This is a genomic window from Williamsia sp. 1138 (assembly GCF_002095435.2).
Lineage (GTDB): Bacteria > Actinomycetota > Actinomycetes > Mycobacteriales > Mycobacteriaceae > Williamsia.
The window spans coordinates 94,193-112,700 of record NZ_MJEJ02000035.1 but is presented as its reverse complement, the minus strand read 5'-3'; the positions used below and the strand labels follow the sequence as shown (position 1 = coordinate 112,700).

The window sequence follows — 18,508 nt, the reverse complement described above, 5'->3', positions numbered from 1 at the left end:
GTATCCGGCCGAAGGCCGGGCGTCCGCTCTGGCCGCTGCCAATACAGTGGCCCCATGACAGATGGTTGCTGTTCGCCGAGCGGCGGCCCGGCCGAGAATGCTCCAGCAGAGAACGAAACCGCCGCTGCTGTGCACTCTCGCGCGAACCCGACGGCGTCCGAATCGCTGATCACCGTGCCGGCTCAGACGTTCCGGATGGGCGACGACTCGCAGTGGGCTTACCCCGCGGACGGGGAGGGGCCGGTGCATGAGGTGTCGCTGTCGGCGTTCCGGCTCGACCGGTACGCGGTGACCAATGCTCGCTTCGCCGAGTTCGTCGCCGCGACCGGATGGCGTACCGACGCCGAGAAGTACGAGTGGTCGTTCGTGTTCGACGGCTTCCTGCCCGCTGACTTCCCGCCCACCCGCGGGGTCGAGGGCACCCCGTGGTGGCGGCAGGTGTTCGGTGCGGATTGGAACCATCCAGAAGGTCCTCAGTCCGACATCGACGACCGGCCGGATCACCCGGTGGTGCATGTCTCGTGGAACGATGCCCGCGCGTTCTGTGCCTGGTCGGGTACCCGGTTGGCGACCGAGGCCGAGTGGGAGGCGGGCGCGCGGGGCGGATTGGCGGGCATGCCGTTTCCGTGGGGTGATGAGCTCGAACCCGCAGGGATGCACCGGATGAACGTCTTCCAAGGCGTGTTCCCGGGCGAGAACACCGCGGCGGACGGGTTTGTCGGCACCGCTCCGGTCGACGCGTACGAGCCGAACGGGTACGGGCTGCACAACATGACGGGCAACGTGTGGGAGTGGTGCTCCGACTGGCGCGACCCCGCGTACTACGCGCATTCACCCGCGGTGAGTCCGACTGGGCCGAGCACCGGATCGGAACGTGTTCAACGCGGCGGTTCTTACCTGTGTCACGCGTCGTACTGCCGCCGGTATCGGGTGTCGGCGCGGATCGGCAGCGCGCCCGACAGCTCTTCGGGCAACGTCGGATTCCGGGTTGCTGCCGACGTCTGACCCCCGTCCGAGCCGGGGGGCCCACGTCAGTGGGTGAGGTACACCTTGACGAGGGTGATGATCGTGGCCACCGCCGCCACCCCGACCCCGGATGCGATTGTGCGCCAAGATACTTTGCTCGATTGCAAGCGCTCGACAACGAGTCCGAGAAATCCGATCCGGACGATGATGATGGCTGCTGCGCACAGCTGGGCGCCGGGCGGGTCGAACAACTCGATCACCTCGAACGACCCGACCACCAAGATGATGAACGGTAGCGTCCCCGAGGTGATGATCGGGAACGCATCGCGCAGTGCCGCAGCGACGTCCATCTTCGACGGCTCCGGGCCGTCCGTCTCGCCCGGTCGTCGGGCCGTGATGCCGTGGGACAACCATTCGGCGAACACGTGCGCAAAGAACGTCGACACCGTGGTGCCCAGCACCAGCCAGGCCGCCTGCCTGTTCTCGACCGCGTGCGACTCGGAGACCACCACGACCGACAGCACGAGGATGTTGCCGTAGGCAAACGCCGATATCCGGCGCGCGGCACGGGCAGGCGGCAACCTGCGGCCACCGTCGCGGCGGGTCAGCGACGTGAAAAACCCGGGTTCTCTCACGATCTGGTGGTCCTTGTCGTCCGAGTGCTGCTGTGGCGAGGACGCGTACTGCCGCCCCGGTTGATGTCGACACATCGTACAAAGATCGGGCCGTTAGACCCGCAGTATTGTGCGGCGCGCGCCCGTGTTGTCCCTGGACGTCCGTATCATCGCGCCATGGACCCCGATGTCGCCCGCGAAGCCCTCGCGACCGAACGCGCCGAGGCCGCGGAGTTGATCGAGACGATGTCGGTTCGCCTGCGGTCGGTGGTGGAGGCCGGAGCCGGCGAGAGCTCCGACGACGAACACGATCCGGAAGGATCGACCTTGGCCTTCGAGCGCGGCCAGCTCGTCGCGCAGATCGAGAGATCGAAGGCGCTGGTCCTCGACATCGACGCTGCCCTGCTCCGGGTCGACGACGGCACCTACGGCATCTGTGAACAGTGTGGATCCGCGATCGCCGAGGCCCGGCTCGAGGCACTTCCCGCAGCGCGGCTGTGCATCACCTGCGCTTCGGCTGCGGACTCGTCGCGGCGCTGGGGGATACGCTGACGACCGGAGACTGCGGCGGCGCGCCGCGACGACCATTCGTGAAGACGGGGGGATCATGAGCACGTTTCAGAAGATCGCAGCAGTGGTGAACACGGGATTCAGGGTCGTCGCCCGTATTCCCGTGCTCGACAAGATCATCGGTAAGGCGATCACCACCATCACCTACACCGGTCGGAAGTCGGGCAAGACCTTCTCCATCCCGGTCGCATACAAACGTTCCGGCGACGACGTGATCATCGGGGTCGCGATGCCCGACAAGAAGACCTGGTGGCGCAACTTCTCCGGCGCCGGCGCGCCGATCTCGATCGAGCTCGACGGCGTCGATCGACCCGGGCACGGGGTGAGCCGCCGCAACGACAAAGGTGAGGTCTCGGTGAAGGTGACGCTGAATCCGTCCCTCTGAGAAAGCTTTACCCGCCGGGTAATCGCCGGACCCGGGCCGGACGGTGCAGCCTTGTCCCATGGACGGACGAGCGCACGAGACCACAACAGTTCCCGACCAGCCGGCGATCCTGCGCCACGCATTTGCCGTCGCGGCCGCCGGACGTATCGCCTGGGGCGTTGCCGCGCTGGTGTCGCCGGGAGCGACCCTTCGGGCCGCTGGAGTCCCCGAATCACAGTCGCCGGAGGTCGACTACCTGACGCGGGTATTCGGTGCCCGGGCATCGGCCATCGGACTCGGCTACCTCACGGGAGATTCGGCGGCGAGAGTCCGGTGGCAGCGGCTCGGGATGCTGGTCGATTCCCTCGACACGATCAGTGGCCTGACCGCGTTGCGGAGTATCGACGACGCACCGCGGCGCCGAGCGGCCGCACTCCTGGTGGCGATCACCGGCACCTATGCCGCACTCGGGGTTGCCGGCTCGGTCCACGCGTTGCTGTCAGGGTGCCGGCTCAGCTGAACGTGCAGCCGTTGACCGGTTTGTCGGCGAAACGGTCCATCAGGTAATCGATCACCCCGTTGGTGACGATGCCGTCGATGACCTCGGGCCCGAAATGGTTGGGAATGACCAGTCCCGGCCCGATCGGGGGTAGTTCGTTGGTGCGGAACGTGACGTCGGCGCCGCCGTCGCACCAATTCGTGGCGAGCGCCTTCACCTGGTTGTGAGGGATGGTGTCGTCGTTGATGCCGGCGGTGACCAAGACGGGCGTGCTCGGCGTCAGGGTTCCGATTCGTTGCTGCTCGAATATGGGTGCGGCCTCGGGGATGGTCTCGAGATTCGCCAGCAATGATCGGCCGTCTCTGGTCAGCGAGCTCGTCCGCAGGAAGGGGTGCTTGAGGATCACATCACCGATGCACTCGGTGCTCAGTTGATCGAGCATCACCTGACCCGCTGGTGATGTGCGTTCGCGCAGGGGCTTTTCCAGGGCAGGATGCCGCGCGACGAAGCCGTTGATGGCGAAGCCGATCGCGCCGCCGATGAGGTTTCCGTCGTCGATCTTGGTCAGCACGGCGAGTAGATCAGCGGGTGGCGCACCCGACCAGGTCCCCTTGAGATTCAACTCGGGTGCGTAGGTCGGCTGGAGTTCGGCTGCGGCGGCGGTGGCACCGCCACCCTGTGAGTAGCCCCAGAACGCGATCGGCGTCTGGGGTCCGCTGCCGCTGATCGCGTTCGCGGCCCGAGCTGCGTCGAGCACCGCGTGTGCCTCTTCGATGCGGTTGACATAGGTGTGGACGCCAGGGGTGCCCAACCCGATGTAGTCGGTGACGAAGACCCTGGCTCCCAGGGCATTCCACCTGGCCGCAGCCGGAGCTTCCTGATTCGCGGACAGCGACAGCTGATCGGGGTTCAGGAGTAGGCCGGTGGAAAACGCCAGGGACGGCGCGCAGTGGTCGCCCTGGCCCATGGTGCCGGGTGCGATGACGACGGTCGGCCGTTCGCCACCGCCCTGCCACGGCTGGGTCGAATCGATGAAGGTTCCGGTCACCACGGTGGGATCCCCGGTCTCCAGCTGCGAGGTGTACATCACGCGCTTCGCCGAACCCGGCCACGGGCCGTTGAGTCCGGGGACGGACACGAGCAGCGGCATGGGTTCGGTGCGAACCACCGAACCGGGTGTGCTCGAGACGTCCGCGGGTGGTTGGTAGAACGCGGTCACCGGCGCCGCGGTCGCTTGCGGGACTGCGGTGTTCAGGCCGACTGCGGTCGTGATCGACAGCAACACGGCGAGTATGCCTGCCCTGCCGCGCCGGCGACGCGGCGGCCGGTTGGAGTTCGAGACGTCGTTGGTCATGGTCTTTCCTGTTCGCGGTCAGCGTGTGCAGATGTCGGTCGATCACCCGTGGCCGTCATATCGCGACACCCACGTCGCGGACGACTATCTGGTCGAGAGCTCGCTCGGCCACCGCAGCGATGGTCATCGACGGGTTGCAGGCCGCGGAGTTACCCGGCATCAGGGCGCCGTCGAGAACATAGAGCCCGGGTTGGCCGTGTACCCGGCCCTCGAGGTCGCAGACCGATCCCATGCTCGCCCCACCGAGGGGATGCCAGGTGGAGGGGAACGCCAGGTTGGTATCGGTGAGAATGCCTGCCGGCCCGGCGATCTTGCGTACCGCGGGTCCGATGTGCCCGTTCTGGACGGCCGAATCGGCGTCTGTCGGCCAGCGCAGTCGAGCGTCGTCGCCCGCGGAGTCGTAGTAGAACCGGCCACGCCCCCGGCTGACCCCGTAACCGACCATCATCGTGCTGCGGGCGTCGAACGACAACGGTGGCACGGAGGCCTGGATGACGGTGAACGCCGATTCCGGGTTGTCCCAGTTCTTGCTGCCGTAGACGACCGGGCCACCCTGCGGCGCCCCGAACTCGGTCTCGAGGTTGGTCCAGACGTAGATCCGGTCGGCGTTCGAGCCCCAGTTGCCGCCCAGATCGTCGGGCATGTCGGGGATCTGACCTTTGGCGGCAGCACGCATCAGCAGCTTGGTGGTGTTCATGCTGCCCGCTGCCATGATCAGCGCCTTGGTGGTCAGGATCTTGTTCTCGAGCACCTTTCCGGAGGTGTCGGTCCGTTCGACGTGGACGATCCACCGGCCGTCCTTGGCCCGCTCGACGTCGGTGACCTGGTGCAGCGTCTGTACCGTCGCGAGTCCGGTCGCCTCCGCTGCGGCGATGTAGGTGACGTCCACCGAGTGCTTACCGCCGTTGTTGACCCCGAGTGCGCCGGATCCGTTCGAATACGACGGCTTCATCTTTCCGGCGACCTCGTCGAGGGCGAAGTTCCAGTCGATCGGCATCGGGATCTTCGACACCGGGAGTCCGGCTCGCCGGACATTGTCGGCGAACACTCTCGGTGCCCGATAGTTCGGGCTCGCGATCAGTTCGTCCGGAGCGACCTGCAGTTGCAGCATCTGGGCGACACGCGGGTAGTGGACCCGGTTCATCAGCGCCCAGTCGAGCTCCTGTGGGAAGTGCGTGTTGAACACGGCTTCGACGGGCTGCAGCGTCATCCCCTGGTAGACCAGGGACCCACCCCCGACCCCCGCTGCGCACAACGTGGTCATGTTGTCGCCGACCACGGCTTCGAGGAGCCCGACGTACGGGTCGAACACCGCGGGTTTGCCGAAGAGCTGCGGGGCGGACTTGTGCCAGAGAATGCGCTTGTCCGGGGAGGTTGCGTCGGGGAAGGTGTTGGCGTTCGGGCCTGTGGGCCAGCGTTTTCCGCGCTCGAGCACCGTCACCGGAACACCGGCCTGCGCCAGGCGCAGGGCCGCGACCCCGCCACCGAAGCCGGACCCGATGACCACCGCACGGTGGTCTTCGCGGGTCAGCGGGATCGCGGAGGGATTCGGCGCCGCTTGCGCGAGCACCCGAGAGCCGGCCAGCGCAACACCCGCGGCTGCCGCACCGGTCAGAAAGGTGCGGCGTTTGATGGCAGAAATGACATGACCCCCATTGGCTGTCGTACTCCACTGCGTCCGGAGACCCTGGTGATCCCGACCCCCGCAGCGTGCTCAAACCTAGACACTCGGAGCGTAGAGTGTCAAGAATTACTGTGCGACCTCGATTGTGTCCGGTGTCACGACGGTGATCACGGGTATGAGGGCAGCGCAGGCCCGAGCCAGCGCGTCAGGAACTGTCGTAGATCGTCATCGGAATGGACCGACTCGTCGTCGAACAGGACGACGGACAGCCCCAGGCGCAGTGCGATCTCGACGATGTCGTCGAGGTTTGCCTGCACGGCTGCATTGCGTGCGGCCAAGGGCGAGAGGAGCTCGTGCGCAATGGGTCTGGCTCGGGTCATCATCCCGGTGTCGAACACGGGGTTGCCTTCACCGGCCGTCAACAGCGTGGCGAGGAGCTGATCGTCACGGACGAGTGCACGACCGCTGACGATCAGTTCGACGATGTACTCGACCGGTGACTCGATCGATTCCATTCGAGATCGGATGGCGGAGAGGATCTCCAGGGCGACTCCGGCGACCGCCTGCGACACCAGATCCTCGCGCGACCCGAAGATCGAGTAGACGGTCTGTCGGGAGACCCCGGCGGCCGACGCGACCGCAGCGATGTTCACCGCCTCGAATCCGCCGCTCCCGATCAGGCCGAGAGTGGCATCGAGGATCTTCTGGCGTGACCGCATCCGGTCATTATCAACCACGTCGGGCCGGGTGAGAGGATGGTCGGGTGGATGTGCGGGTGCGAAACAACGTGACGATCACCGGCGTGGACGACGCCCCGACCGTGATGCTTGCGCACGGCTTCGGATGTGACCAGCATCTGTGGCGCCTGGTCACCGCGCAGTTGGAGCAGCATTTCCGGGTCGTCCTGTTCGATCACGTGGGGTCTGGTTCGTCTGATCCGGCGGCCTGGGACGCGCAGCGCTATGCCTCACTCGATGGGTATGCGCAGGACGTGCTCGAGCTCGTCCGAGACCTGGATCTGCGTGACGTCGTGTTCGTCGGTCACTCGGTGGCCGCCATGATCGGGGTGCTGGCCGTGGCGGCGGATCCGAGCCGCTTCTCGAAGTTGGTGTTGCTGACGCCCTCACCGCGTTATCTCGACGACGAGGGGTACCGCGGCGGCTTCACCAGGGGCGACATCGACGAACTGCTCGAATCCCTGGAGAGCAACTATCTGGGATGGTCGCGGCAGATGGCGCCGGCGATCATGGGAACCCCGGAGCGCCCGGAACTCGGCGACGAACTGACCGAGAGCTTCTGCCGCACCGACCCCTCCCGCGCCCGCGTGTTCGCGCGCACCACCTTCCTGTCCGACAACCGGGCCGACCTCGCTCGCGTGAGGGTGCCGACCCTGGTGATCGAATGTGCCCACGACTCGCTGGCTCCTCGCGAGGTCGGCGCCTACGTCACCGAGCACATCGCGGGGAGTCGACTGGTGACCCTCGATGCCACCGGACACTGTCCGCAGCTCAGTGCGCCGGACGCAACCGCGGACGCGATCACGGCATTCGCCAGGTGATCGGTGGCACCGGTGGTTCCGACGAGCTCGAAGACCTCTTCGAAAACGCACCGTGCGGCTTTTTGTCGATGTCGCCGGAAGGCCGCATCGGCAGGGTCAACAGGACCCTGTGCGGATGGTTGGATCGTTCGCCGAGCTCGCTGATCGGTACACAGTTCACGACGATCCTCAGCGCAGGCGGCCGGATCCACTACGAAACCCACTTCCGCCCGGTGCTGCAGATGAGTGGACAACTCGACGCGATCTCGGTCGATCTGGTGCGCGCCGACGATTCTCGGCTGCCGGTCTTCGTCGATGCCAACGCGAAGACCGACGCCGCCGGCAATGTGGTCCTGATCCGGGTCACCGTGCAGGATGCCCGCGAAAGGCGTTCGTACGAACAGGAACTCCTCTCCGAACGGCGACGGGCCGAGCGCGAGCGTGCGCGGGTGGGGGTTCTCGCCGCCACCCTGCAGCGCGCGATGCTACCCCCGTCCCTGTCCCCGCCGGACGGCCTGGAAGCCGCTGCGTACCATCACCCGGCCTCCTCCGACGATGTCGGCGGTGACTTCTACGATCTGTTCCCGCTGTCCTCCACCCAGTGGGGATTCTTCCTGGGAGACGTGTCGGGCAAGGGCGCCGCCGCGGCTGCGGTGACGTCGCTGACCCGCTACACCCTGCGCGCGGCGGCGGTGTACGACGCCGATCCGGTTGCCGTGCTGCACAACCTCGATACCGTCTTGAGCCACGAATACCACGGCGACGACCCCCATTTCTGCACCGTGATCTTCGGGGTGCTGACCATCCGCGAGGGCGAGGCCGACCGCGGTGGGGGATGGGACGTCGAGCTGGCCAGTGGCGGCCACCCACCGGCCCTGCTGTTGCGGGCCGACGGCACGGCGCGGCAGATCAGCACCGCGGGCGGTCAGTTCGTCGGAATCCTCACTGATCCCACGTTCGTCTCCGCGCGAGTGCGACTCGGTGCGGGCGACACCCTGGTCCTCTACACCGACGGGCTCACCGAAGCCCGCACCGGCGTCGGCACTGCGCGATACGACGACGACGGTGCGCTGCTCGAGTTCGCGAACGCGCAGGCCCCGGCCTCTGCTGCGGACGTCGTGGCGGCGCTCGAACGACTACTCGCCGGTTTCGGGTCGGGTCTCGACGACGACACCGCGATACTTGCGCTGGGTGTTCCGGCCGATGAGTGAATCCGGGTCGCCCCGGCGGTCTCACGGCCGGTGAGTGCGGCCTGCTGGACGAATGGCGCGCGTGCCTGCGGGCGTAATCTGGGCCGATGACCTCCGAGAAAGAGCGCCCCGACTCCGACGAGCCCACCGAAGAACCGAAAGGCGGGCGGCCGGGCCCTGTCGACGAGGGCGGCACAGGCGGGATGGCGACCCGCGAGGTCGCGCCGGAGATCGTGCACAAGAAGGGCAGAAAAGACTGACAGCTGCCCCGACCTGCATCACTGCGCCATCGTGAACGCAGTAGCGTTCGGGCATGACTCAAGTGTTCGCGTCGGTGCTGGAGGTCGGTACTGCCCGGATCAGATCGATCCCGGGCGGTTCACTGATCTTGCAAATCGTGTCGGATCTCGCCCGCAGTGAGATCGCCGACCGGGCGATGACCCTTGCGGGGCAGGCCTTCACCTCGATACTCCCCGTGATGATCCTGCTGTCCGCGATCCCGGGCAAGGGCGTTCTCGACGACGCGCTCGCGGGGTACGACCTCACCTCCGGCGACCTGGCGCTCGGTTCCTCGGGCAAGCAGGATGCCGCCGTGACCTTCGGGGTGCTCGGTGCGGTGATGACTCTCGTGAGTGCTACGTCGTTTTCTCGCGCCCTGGACCGGATGTACTCCCGGGTCTGGGGAGTACCGAGGCTGTCGCTGAAACAGAGCTGGCGTTGGCTGGTCGTCATCGTCGCCGTTGCGATCGGCGTCGCGATCCAGACAGTGCTGCCCTCGCTCCGCGACGTCTGGTCGGTCCGGGCGGCCGTCGACTTCGGTGTGGAATTGGCGCTCGGGTACATGCTGTGGGCTGTCCTGTGGTTCGGGATCGCCTGGCTGCTCACCTCGGGCCGGGTCAACACGCGGTGCCTGCTGCTCAACGCCGGCATCACGGCCGCGGGGCTCACCGTACTGGTCGTCGCGACGCATATCGGGATGTCTCGGGTGCTGGCGTCGGCGACGAACCAGTTCGGCATCCTCGGCGTCATCTTCACGGTGATCAGCTGGCTCTTTGTCTTTTCGGCGATCGTCATCGCGGCGACCGTGATCGTGCACGCATTGTTCGTCGAAGAGGGTGTGGTCGGACGGTGGCTTCAGGCCGCCGGCACGCACGGCCCCCGGGTTGACCCGCCGCAGGCGGTGGCCATCGACTGAGGAAAGTCGGCAGACGAAAAAGCCGCCGGCCAGATGGTCGGCGGCTTTCTCGATGCCAGGGACGGTGCCCGCCAATGCGCCTCTCGGCAAGTGGCCGCTCTCGGCGGCTTATGGGGTGGTACCCGGGGCTTGATCCGGACACCGTCAGACCGTTCAACCGGACGATCGAGGGATCTATTCCCTTGTGGTCGTGGTCTTCGAAAGTGGCCCGAGATGGACCGCTCCCAGCGAACTCACAGGGTATGTGCAGGTCGCGCGGGGCCTGCGTGGATACCAATGGATACACACGACAGCAGCCCCTGAAGGAGTAAACGATGAGCAAGCGCCGGATGTTCGGTCGCGACCCCGAGGTGCACGAGCACGACCTCGGCCTTTCCCATGACATGAAGACGATGTCGCGCCGCGGGGCCCTGGCGCTGTTCGGCGCGGCAGGCGCCACCGCCGCTCTCGCCGCGTGCGGTTCCTCGTCGACGTCGTCCTCGTCGACGGCCACCGCAGGTACGGCCACCTCGACCGCAACAGCGGTGGGTGAGTGCGTGGCCGCAGCACCCGGCGAAACCGCGGGACCGTACCCGGGCGACGGGTCGAACGGCCCCAACGTCCTGGTCGAATCGGGCATTGTCCGCAAGGACATCACCAGTAGTTTCGGTACGTCGATGGGTAGGGCCGAGGGCGTCCCGGTCACCATCACGATGGCGTTGCAGGATCTGACGAAGAACTGCGATCCGGGTGCCGGTATGGCCGTCTACCTCTGGCACTGCGACCGCGATGGTGAGTACTCGCTGTACGGGAAGGCGATCACCGACCAGAACTATCTGCGCGGTGTGCAGGTCGCCGGCGCCGACGGCACGGTGTCGTTCACCTCGATCTTCCCGGCCGCGTACTCGGGCCGGTGGCCCCACATCCACTTCGAGGTCTACGACTCCCTGGACGTCGCGATCGCGGGAGAGAACGCTCGGCTCACCTCGCAGATCGCGCTGCCGCAGGAAGCCTGCGACGCGGTCTTCGCCGGTGCGGAAGGGTACGAGAACAGCGTCACCAACATGACCCGCACCACCCTGTCCTCGGACAACGTCTTCGGTGACGGCTGGGATGCCGAACTCGCCACCGCGACCGGCAGTGTCGCCGGCGGCTACGACATCGCGATCACCATTGGTGTGGCCGCGAAGTCGGAGAACGCCCAGGCTGCCCCGCCCGCCGGCGGCGGACCGGGCGGCGCAGGCGAGCCCGGAGGCGAACCCCCGGCCATGCCCTGACCCTGCCGACCGCGTGCGAAACAGCCGCCGACCGCGTGCGAAAAGTCAGGTCGCGAACGACAGTCCGCGAAGCTCGAGCTCTTCGGTGAGGATGCGAATGGCCTTGGGGCCGACGCCATGAATTGCCAGGAGTTCCTTCGCGGTGACCGCGGTCAGATCGGAGAACGTCGCGTAACCGCGGGCCGCCAGTTCGCGGCGAGCGACCTTGCCCAGTCGTACCGGGAACTCGGTCGCCGACACGGTGTCATCTGGTGCCATCGGATGACTCTCCTGCGCCGAATGGACTGTGGGTGTGGGCGGGTGCCACGATCGGAGTTTACGTTGGACGTTGCCGGCGCGGTGCCGGTCGCAGAAGGACTGGCCGGGCACCGGCATGGAGGCCACAATGCAGGATGTGCTCGCAGAGCTGATGGAGATCTGGCGCAGCGGCGGGACAGCCGGTGTCGGCACCGTTGTCCGGACTTTTCGTTCGGCGCCTCGGCCGCCCGGTGCGTCGATGGTGGTCGCACCGAACGGCACCGTCAGTGGGTCGGTGTCCGGCGGTTGCGTCGAGGGGGCGGTCTACGAGTCCGCGTCCGCTGTCACCGAGTCGGGGATACCGTCGCTGCAGCGCTACGGGGTGAGCGACGACGACGCGTTCGCGGTCGGGCTGACCTGCGGCGGAATCTTGGACATCTTCACCGAATCCATATCGCAGGCAACGTTTCCCGAGCTCGGCGACATCGCCGACGACATCGAGCAGCACCGTCCGGTGGCCATTGCGACCGTGATCTCACACTCCGACGCCTCGTGGGTGGGCCGCCGGCTGATCGTCCGTGCCGACACCGCGCAGGGGTCGCTCGGCTCCGACAGGATGGACGCCGCCGTGATCGACGACGCGCGTGGGCTGTTGGCTGCCGGTCGCAGTGAGGTGTTGACCTATGGTCCCGACGGTCAGCGCAGAGGCGAGGGCATGGCCGTGTTCGTCGCCGCGCACGCCCCCCGCCCTCGGATGCTGGTGTTCGGGGCCATCGATTTCGCCGCGGCGGTTGCTCAGCAGGGCTCCTTTCTGGGCTACCGCGTGACGGTGTGCGATGCCCGCGCCGTCTTCGCGACGTCCGCACGTTTTCCGACCGCCGACGAGGTCGTCGTCGAGTGGCCGCACCGGTACCTTTCGGCTCAGCTCGCGGCCGGATCGCTCGACGCCCGGACGGTCATCTGCGTCCTCACGCACGACCCCAAATTCGACGTCCCGTTGCTCGAGGTGGCGCTGCAGATACCGGAGGTCGCCTTCGTCGGCGCGATGGGGTCGAGGCGAACCCACCTCGACAGGCTCGAGCGGTTACGCGAGGCGGGGCTCGCGCAGGCACAGATCGACCGGCTCTCCAGTCCGATCGGACTCGACCTCGGTGCCCGGACGCCTGCGGAGACCGCGGTGTCCATCGCGGCCGAGATCATCGCGAAGCGCTGGGGCGGCGGCGGTCGTCCGCTCACCGAGATCGACGGCCGAATTCACCACGAGTGACCCGATGATGGGTCGTTCTGGCGGTCGCGACCTGCGCACATGCTCGCCATAACGACCCATCATCGGGGAGAGCGGGGGGCTATTCGGCGCTGGGTGGTGGGGTGAAGCCGGCGGGCCAGACGGTCTCCTCGTCGTAGGACACACCCTCGAAGTTCGCACCGGTGAGGTCGGCGCCGGTCAGATCCACCCCGATGAAAGTGGCATCCACGAACGTCGCGTCCGTGAGATCGATACCGGCGAGGCTGACGTCGAACAGCGCCGTCCGGCTGAAGTCGGCACCGGGTGCCCGGGCCCCGGTCAGCTCCGTGAGCACCACAGGTTGTCCGGGGGCCGGAGACCGAGCGAGCTCGTTGTTGATCACCACGGACCGCAGGACAGCACCGGTGAGGTCGGCACTCTTCAGGTTGACGCCGATGGCCACCACCTCGGTGAGGTCGGCGTAGGCAAGGTTCGCGCCTTCCAGATTGGTCTGCAGCAGATCGCAGCCGTTGAGCTTCGCCTCGCCGAGGTTCGCGCGGGGCAGATCGAGGCCGGCCAGGCTCAGTCCGGCCAGATCGATGGCGTAGAACGGCCGCTCGACCGTCGGATCGGCGATGGAGCGGCCCCGGACGAAGCGAAGATTCTCGAGCCGCTCGGCGCGTGCGTTCTCCTGCCGGGAGATCTCGTGATCGCGATCGGCGCGCACGTCGTCGATGAGTTTCTGCCCGACGATGGTGCCGGCGCTGATCACCACCGCCACGATCCCGGAGATCAGGACGTCGCGGACCCACCACCGTGGTTCGCGGGTGGACCGCCCGGGATCCGTCGACATCTGCTCATCCTCACGCACTCCGGGGCCGCGTTCGGCCGAACTCCGTCCATCGGCGGGTCCCCGGCCGGGGACCCGCCGGTCCGACGCGATCTATCGGAAGGTCTTCTTCAGGAAAGCGACGAGATCGTCCTCGGATACCGCGCTCGCGCTGTACCCGAGGTAGCCGTCGGGCCGGATCACGAACAGCGACCGATCGTGCGCGCCATAGGCTTCGGCGAAGGTGCCGGCGGCGTCTCGGATGACCGGCAGCACGGTTGCCGCGACCTCGGCGCCCGGGGAGGCGACGAGGTAGATGTCGAGCTCCCCGTGTGCGGCCGCCTGCGCGGTCTCGACAACGCGCTCGATCTCGAGGAGATCGTCGGTGGTCGTTGTCCCGTCCAGGTAGATGACGCAGGTGTGCCGCAACCGGTCCAGCAGTGAGAACAAGCGGATCGGGTCGGTGACCATGTCCCTGGTGAGACCTTTGGCGTCCGGGGCGCGCACACCCGGCCGGAGGGTCGCCTCGTCGGTGGACTTGCCGATGACAGGGCTGTCGACGTACTCGATGAGGAGCTGGGCCTCGCGGCGCATGACGTAGGCCGGATCGTTCTCACCTGCGCCGATACCCTCACGGGCGCTGCGGACGGTGCGGCCGACGACCTCCTCGCCGACGGGCCGGCGTTCGGCGTCGTAGCTGTCGGTCAACTCCGCAGATGCCTTGCCCTGGACGGCCAACGCCAGTTTCCACGCCAGGTTGTGGGCATCCTGGATTCCGGTGTTCATACCCTGCCCGCCGGTGGGCGGGTGGATGTGCGCGGCGTCCCCTGCGACGAAGACGCGCCCGTGGCCGTAGGAGTCGACGATGCGGTGGCTGATCCGGAACACCGACGACCAGCGCAGATTTCGCGCGGTGGTCGGCTCGGGGGAGAGGCGATCGAGAACGGCCTGGACGTGAGAGAGTTCGGGCTTCTTCTCACCCTCGAATCCATGTGCGACAGCGCCGCGTTCGGGTTTCGCGGTAGCGAGTTCGTCGGGGACCAACATCGACATCCGGTACCTGCCCCGGCCGTACAGGGGGATGCAGACGAGCAGATCATCGGTCTTCCCGTCGGTCTGGTGCATTGCCCGGATTCCATAGCCTGCGGGCTGCGACCAATCGACCTCGACGTCGCCGAGCATGTACTGCTCTTCGAAGGCCGCGCCCTCGAAGGTCAGGCCGAGGGCCTTTCGGGTGACGCTGTGCGCTCCGTCCGCGCCGATGAGGTACTGAGCGGTGATCGTCTCTTCGCCGTCGGACGTGGACAGGGTCGCGGTGACGCCGTCCGCGTTCTGCTCGAATCCGGTCAGTGCCTTACCGCGCTCGATCGGCAGCTCGAGGGTCGAGAGTCGGTCTCGCAGGATGCGCTCGGTGACGTACTGGGGGATCGAGGAGAAGCCGAACGGGACGTCGTCCGGCAGTTCGAGGTCGATCCGTCCCGCTTCCTCACCGTTGACGAAGACCACCTGGCCGCGCATCTGTGTCGAGGAGTCCAGGATCTGACGCAGCACACCCATGCCCTCGAAGACCTCGAGCGTCCGGGGCTGGACGCCGACTGCCTTTGCATACTGCGGTGGTTCGAGCAGGGGGTCGACGATCCGGCACCGGACGCCGTGGCGTCGCAGCTCGATCGCGGCGGTCAATCCGACCGGTCCGGCTCCGACCACGAGGACTTCTGTTTCTGCCACTGCGCTACCGCCTGTCTCGAGTTTCGCTTCCCGCCCCGACTGAAGATTATGCAATGAAACGGACACCCGGGAGTGCTTCCGGTCACATTGTGGCCGCGTCGGCGCAGGTCAGTAGTGCTCCCAAGTTTGATTGCCGAATCGGGGAATGTATTCGGACCGAGGTCCGTTTAGACTCTCTGTAGACCAAAAACGCAGGACACCAAGGAGCAATCACATGAGCACCACTCTCACCACCACCGATCTCGAAGCCGGCACCTGGACCATCGATCCCGTGCACTCGTCCGTCTCCTTTTCCGTCCGCCACCTCATGGTCAGCAAGGTGCGCGGCAAGTTCGAGACCTTCTCCGGCGCCATCACCGTCGACGAGAAAGGCGCTCCTTCCGTCACCGCCGAGATCGACGTGAACTCGATCAACACCGGCAACGAAGGCCGCGACGGCCACATCAAGTCCGCTGATTTCTTCGAGGTCGAGAAGTACCCGACCGCCACGTTCACGAGCACCTCGGTCAAGGCCGACGGCGACGACTACGCCCTCGAAGGTGACTTCACCCTTCATGGCGTGACCCGCCCGGTCACCCTCAAGCTCGAGTTCAACGGCGTCAACCCCGGCATGGGCAACGGTCCGGTCGCCGGCTTCGAGGCCTCGGTTGTGCTCAACCGCAAGGACTTCGGCATCGACCTCGACATGCCCCTCGAGACCGGCGGCAGCGTCGTCGGCGACAAGGTCACCATCACCCTCGAGATCGAGGCCGGCAAGTCTGCCTGATCTCGCCTGAAACCACCTGGTCCGATCCCCCCGTCGGATCAGGTTCAGCGGCGGCCGCGCGTACCGGAAGATCCCGGTGCCGCGGCCGCCGTTTCCATGTCTGTCAGTGGGCGATGAGACCGGCCAGCAGCAGATCGACGAGGCCGCCGAGGTAGTGCTCGTCGACGGGTTCGCGACTGAGCAGCACCCGCGTGTAGATGGGTGCGTGGAGCACCTCGAGCGCCATCGCGAAGTCGGGGCGTGCGTTCTCGCCGATCTCGCCGCGCGCGATGGCCCGCGCAAAGATCACCGCCAGCACGTCGAGCCGGGCCTCGACCATGCGGCGCCGGGCCTCGTCGAGCGGGTCGATGTCCACAGGCATCGCCGCCAGACGCAGGAGTGCCTTCATCTGAGGACTCGTGAGCGAGGTGTAGAGGTCGGTGCACATCGCGATGAGATCGCCGCGGAGCGAACCCGTGTCCGGTGAGGCGATCGTCGGATCGAAATGATCGATGAGGGCGTCTGTGACCAGTTGCTCTTTGGTCTTCCAGCGCCGATAGATCGACGTCACGTGGACGCCCGCGCGCTCGGCGACGTGCGCGATGGTCAGACCGTCGAAACCGACGTTGAGCAGCTCGTGGACCGCAGCCGACATCACACCGTCGCGGACGGCCGCCCCCCGGCGATGCGACCGGGTGGCGCTCGGCCGTTCCGGTGCGGGGGGTGGGGGCTGCGTCACCTGCTCCACTCTAACGCAACTCCAGTTGCAATATGTATACTCACCGGCGAGACTTCCGTTGCGGTCAGGGCCACGTCCGAGGCACGATCAGCGGCGAGAGAAGGCGGACCTCGATGGCACGACCGAGCACTCGACGATCCGGGGTCGCCGGTGCGCTCAGTGCGGTCATGCACCTCGACGATTTCCTGATCGGTGTGCCCGACCCCAGTCAGGACGGCCCGGACAGTCGCAGACATGTCGCCAACCGGTTCATCATCCTCGCGGTCCTCGGCCTCGCGATCAGCAACATCATCGCCGCGATCGAGACCGTGGTGATGATCCAGCTGGTGATGACCGGTGGTGAGCTGAGTGTCTCGGGGATGGTGTCCGGGACCAACCTGCCCGTTCTCGTCATCGCGGTGGTGGCGGCGCTCGCCGTGGGCGGCGCGCTCAGTGTCTATCTGCTCTACCCCCAGCTGACCTGGTTCGTCAAAGCCGTACCCGCCACCCCGGCCAAGCGTCGATCGATCCAGTTGATGCCGCTGCAGCAGGCGGGAGCAGCGATGCTCACCTGGGCTGTCGGTGCCATCGTCTACATCCCGATCGGGCTGGGCGGTTCGGCCGTCGAGTTCGTCGTCTACGGTTCCGCATTCCTGATGGCGGGCACGTCGGCCGGCTGCCTCAGTTACCTGTTCGTGGAGCGGATGTCGCGGCCGCTGGTCGCCATCGCGCTGCGCGGAGGGGTGCTCGGCGGCGCGATACTCGGTGTGCGCGAGCGTCTGCTGGCGGTCTGGATCGTGTTCTGTGCCGTCCCGCTGTTCGGCATCATCGCGATCAACGTCGGTCGCCTGACGGGCTGGCTACCGGACAACCGCATGCTGATCGATACGCCGACGGTGGTGCTCGCCATCTTCTGCCTGCTCGGCGGGATCCGGGCCACCGTGTTGGTCTCTCGGTCGATCACCGACCCGCTGCGCGAGATCCGGACCGGTATGGAGCAGCTGCAGTCGGGTCAGGTTCACCCCGTTGTGGACGTCTACGATTCGTCCGAGCTGGGGATCCTGCAGCAGGGCTTCAACGACATGGTGGCCGGGCTCGCCGAACGAGAGCAGATCAGGGAACTCTTCGAGCGTCATGTCGGGGATGGTGTCGCGCGACTGGCATTGGAACAGGGCGCGGGCTTCCACGGTGAGAACGCCTTCGTCGGCGTGCTGTTCGTCGACATCCAGGGGTCGACCAAGCTCGCCGAGCGCGAGAAACCCGAAACGGTCGCCACTCTCCTCAACAGCTTCTTCGCCATCGTCGCAGAGGTCGTCGACCGTCATGACGGTTTCATCAACAAGTTCGAGGGCGACGCCGCACTGGCAATCTTCGGTGCCCCGAGCGAGGTCGACGACCCCGCGGGCGACGCACTGGCCGCTGCCCGTGATCTCTACGCGGAACTAGAGGTTCTTCGGCCGCTTCGTTTTTCGATCGGCGTCTCCGCGGGCACCGTGTTCGCAGGCAACATCGGCGCGGTGACCCGGTACGAGTACACCGTGGTCGGTGACGCCGTCAACGAATCGGCCAGGCTGTCCGAGGCCGCCAAATCGGTGCGGTCTCATGTGCTGGCCAGCGGATCCGCGCTGGATGCGTCGGAAGACGAGTCCGCGCAATGGAATTCGATCGGTTCGCTGGTGCTGCGTGGTCGCGCAGTGCCGACCAAGCTCTACACCATCGCCGCCGGCGCCGACCCGGCCGGATGGAGCCTCAAATCGCTGGTCGGCAGTGCGCTCAAGATCCCTGGCATGATGCTCGGACTACGTGAGCGCCGGTAAATACCTTCCAACACAAGGAGACATGCACGTGAACCCAGGT

At 66.6% G+C, this 18,508-nt stretch carries 20 protein-coding genes; 12 read left to right on the top strand and 8 right to left on the bottom strand.

All coding sequences use genetic code 11. The features are described from left to right. Positions 1–54: 54 nt before the first annotated feature. Entirely contained in the window at positions 55–1,005 is a 951-nt protein-coding gene (locus BH683_RS08345; RefSeq protein ID WP_084835786.1) for a formylglycine-generating enzyme family protein, read from the top strand. A gap of 26 nt (positions 1,006–1,031) precedes the next feature. On the opposite strand, the gene BH683_RS08340 is transcribed toward BH683_RS08345, so the two are convergent. Continuing rightward, positions 1,032–1,601 (bottom strand): hypothetical protein, encoded by a 570-nt coding sequence (locus BH683_RS08340; RefSeq protein WP_143696013.1) that lies wholly within the window; start codon positions 1,599–1,601, stop codon positions 1,032–1,034. Between the two features lie 156 nt (positions 1,602–1,757). Between BH683_RS08340 and BH683_RS08335 the strand changes: the two genes are divergently transcribed. The 3 genes from BH683_RS08335 to BH683_RS08325 are packed head-to-tail and all read left to right on the top strand — an operon-like array spanning position 1,758 to position 3,034. Beyond that, the gene (locus BH683_RS08335) at positions 1,758–2,132 is read left to right on the top strand and encodes a TraR/DksA C4-type zinc finger protein (RefSeq protein ID WP_084835784.1); all 375 of its coding nucleotides are present in this window, start codon (positions 1,758–1,760) and stop codon (positions 2,130–2,132) included. Positions 2,133–2,187: 55 nt separating this feature from the next. Next, positions 2,188–2,535: a hypothetical protein gene (locus BH683_RS08330; RefSeq protein WP_084835783.1), complete on the top strand. Its 348-nt coding sequence runs from the start codon at positions 2,188–2,190 to the stop codon at positions 2,533–2,535. Between the two features lie 58 nt (positions 2,536–2,593). Then, complete coding sequence (locus BH683_RS08325; protein ID WP_084835782.1) at positions 2,594–3,034, top strand: hypothetical protein; 441 nt, start codon at positions 2,594–2,596, stop codon at positions 3,032–3,034. Here the strand turns inward: BH683_RS08325 and BH683_RS08320 are convergent. From BH683_RS08320 to BH683_RS08310, 3 genes are all read right to left on the bottom strand, one after another. Further along, positions 3,027–4,367 carry a lipase family protein gene (locus BH683_RS08320; protein WP_084835781.1) on the bottom strand — a complete coding sequence of 447 codons (1,341 nt, stop codon included), beginning with the start codon at positions 4,365–4,367 and terminating at the stop codon, positions 3,027–3,029. The genes BH683_RS08325 and BH683_RS08320 overlap by 8 nt on opposite strands. Before the next feature lie 55 nt (positions 4,368–4,422). Continuing rightward, positions 4,423–6,009 (bottom strand): GMC oxidoreductase, encoded by a 1,587-nt coding sequence (locus tag BH683_RS08315; RefSeq protein WP_084835780.1) that lies wholly within the window; start codon positions 6,007–6,009, stop codon positions 4,423–4,425. 149 nt (positions 6,010–6,158) lie between these two features. After that, positions 6,159–6,710 carry a TetR/AcrR family transcriptional regulator gene (locus tag BH683_RS08310; RefSeq protein ID WP_084835779.1) on the bottom strand — a complete coding sequence of 184 codons (552 nt, stop codon included), beginning with the start codon at positions 6,708–6,710 and terminating at the stop codon, positions 6,159–6,161. Between the two features lie 44 nt (positions 6,711–6,754). Here BH683_RS08310 and BH683_RS08305 point away from each other — a divergent pair, with 44 nt between their 5' ends. The 5 genes from BH683_RS08305 to BH683_RS08290 all read left to right on the top strand — a co-directional run bounded on the left by BH683_RS08305 (position 6,755) and on the right by BH683_RS08290 (position 11,169). Beyond that, positions 6,755–7,549, top strand: a complete 795-nt coding sequence (locus BH683_RS08305) for an alpha/beta hydrolase (protein ID WP_084835778.1) — start codon at positions 6,755–6,757, stop codon at positions 7,547–7,549. Next, positions 7,546–8,739, top strand: coding sequence for a SpoIIE family protein phosphatase (locus BH683_RS08300; RefSeq protein WP_348639217.1), 1,194 nt, complete (start codon positions 7,546–7,548; stop codon positions 8,737–8,739). The genes BH683_RS08305 and BH683_RS08300 overlap by 4 nt, the downstream gene beginning before the upstream one ends. Before the next feature lie 86 nt (positions 8,740–8,825). Further along, positions 8,826–8,978, top strand: a complete 153-nt coding sequence (locus tag BH683_RS28630) for a hypothetical protein (protein WP_168186997.1) — start codon at positions 8,826–8,828, stop codon at positions 8,976–8,978. Between the two features lie 53 nt (positions 8,979–9,031). Further along, the gene (locus BH683_RS08295) at positions 9,032–9,913 is read left to right on the top strand and encodes a hypothetical protein (RefSeq protein WP_084835777.1); all 882 of its coding nucleotides are present in this window, start codon (positions 9,032–9,034) and stop codon (positions 9,911–9,913) included. Positions 9,914–10,227: 314 nt separating this feature from the next. Continuing rightward, a complete protein-coding gene (locus tag BH683_RS08290; protein WP_084835776.1) occupies positions 10,228–11,169 on the top strand; it encodes a dioxygenase in 942 nt (313 codons plus the stop codon). Positions 11,170–11,214: 45 nt separating this feature from the next. Here the strand turns inward: BH683_RS08290 and BH683_RS08285 are convergent, their stop codons facing one another. Further along, a complete protein-coding gene (locus BH683_RS08285; RefSeq protein WP_084835775.1) occupies positions 11,215–11,427 on the bottom strand; it encodes a hypothetical protein in 213 nt (70 codons plus the stop codon). 127 nt (positions 11,428–11,554) lie between these two features. On the opposite strand from BH683_RS08285, the gene BH683_RS08280 reads away from it, so the two are divergent. Next, on the top strand, positions 11,555–12,673 hold the full coding sequence (locus BH683_RS08280) for an XdhC/CoxI family protein (RefSeq protein WP_084835809.1): 1,119 nt from the start codon (positions 11,555–11,557) through the stop codon (positions 12,671–12,673). 79 nt (positions 12,674–12,752) lie between these two features. Here BH683_RS08280 and BH683_RS08275 read toward each other — a convergent pair whose 3' ends face one another. Further along, positions 12,753–13,484, bottom strand: a complete 732-nt coding sequence (locus tag BH683_RS08275; RefSeq protein ID WP_143696012.1) for a pentapeptide repeat-containing protein — start codon at positions 13,482–13,484, stop codon at positions 12,753–12,755. Positions 13,485–13,574: 90 nt separating this feature from the next. Continuing rightward, the gene (locus BH683_RS08270; protein ID WP_084835773.1) at positions 13,575–15,188 is read right to left on the bottom strand and encodes an FAD-dependent monooxygenase; all 1,614 of its coding nucleotides are present in this window, start codon (positions 15,186–15,188) and stop codon (positions 13,575–13,577) included. A 214-nt stretch (positions 15,189–15,402) separates the two neighbouring features. On the opposite strand from BH683_RS08270, the gene BH683_RS08265 reads away from it, so the two are divergent. Then, complete coding sequence (locus BH683_RS08265) at positions 15,403–15,954, top strand: YceI family protein (RefSeq protein ID WP_084835772.1); 552 nt, start codon at positions 15,403–15,405, stop codon at positions 15,952–15,954. Between the two features lie 103 nt (positions 15,955–16,057). Here BH683_RS08265 and BH683_RS08260 read toward each other — a convergent pair whose 3' ends face one another. Beyond that, on the bottom strand, positions 16,058–16,672 hold the full coding sequence (locus BH683_RS08260; RefSeq protein ID WP_143696011.1) for a TetR/AcrR family transcriptional regulator: 615 nt from the start codon (positions 16,670–16,672) through the stop codon (positions 16,058–16,060). Between the two features lie 113 nt (positions 16,673–16,785). Between BH683_RS08260 and BH683_RS08255 the strand changes: the two genes are divergently transcribed. Continuing rightward, positions 16,786–18,468: an adenylate/guanylate cyclase domain-containing protein gene (locus tag BH683_RS08255; RefSeq protein ID WP_246833255.1), complete on the top strand. Its 1,683-nt coding sequence runs from the start codon at positions 16,786–16,788 to the stop codon at positions 18,466–18,468. The last annotated feature ends 40 nt before the right edge of the window (positions 18,469–18,508 follow it).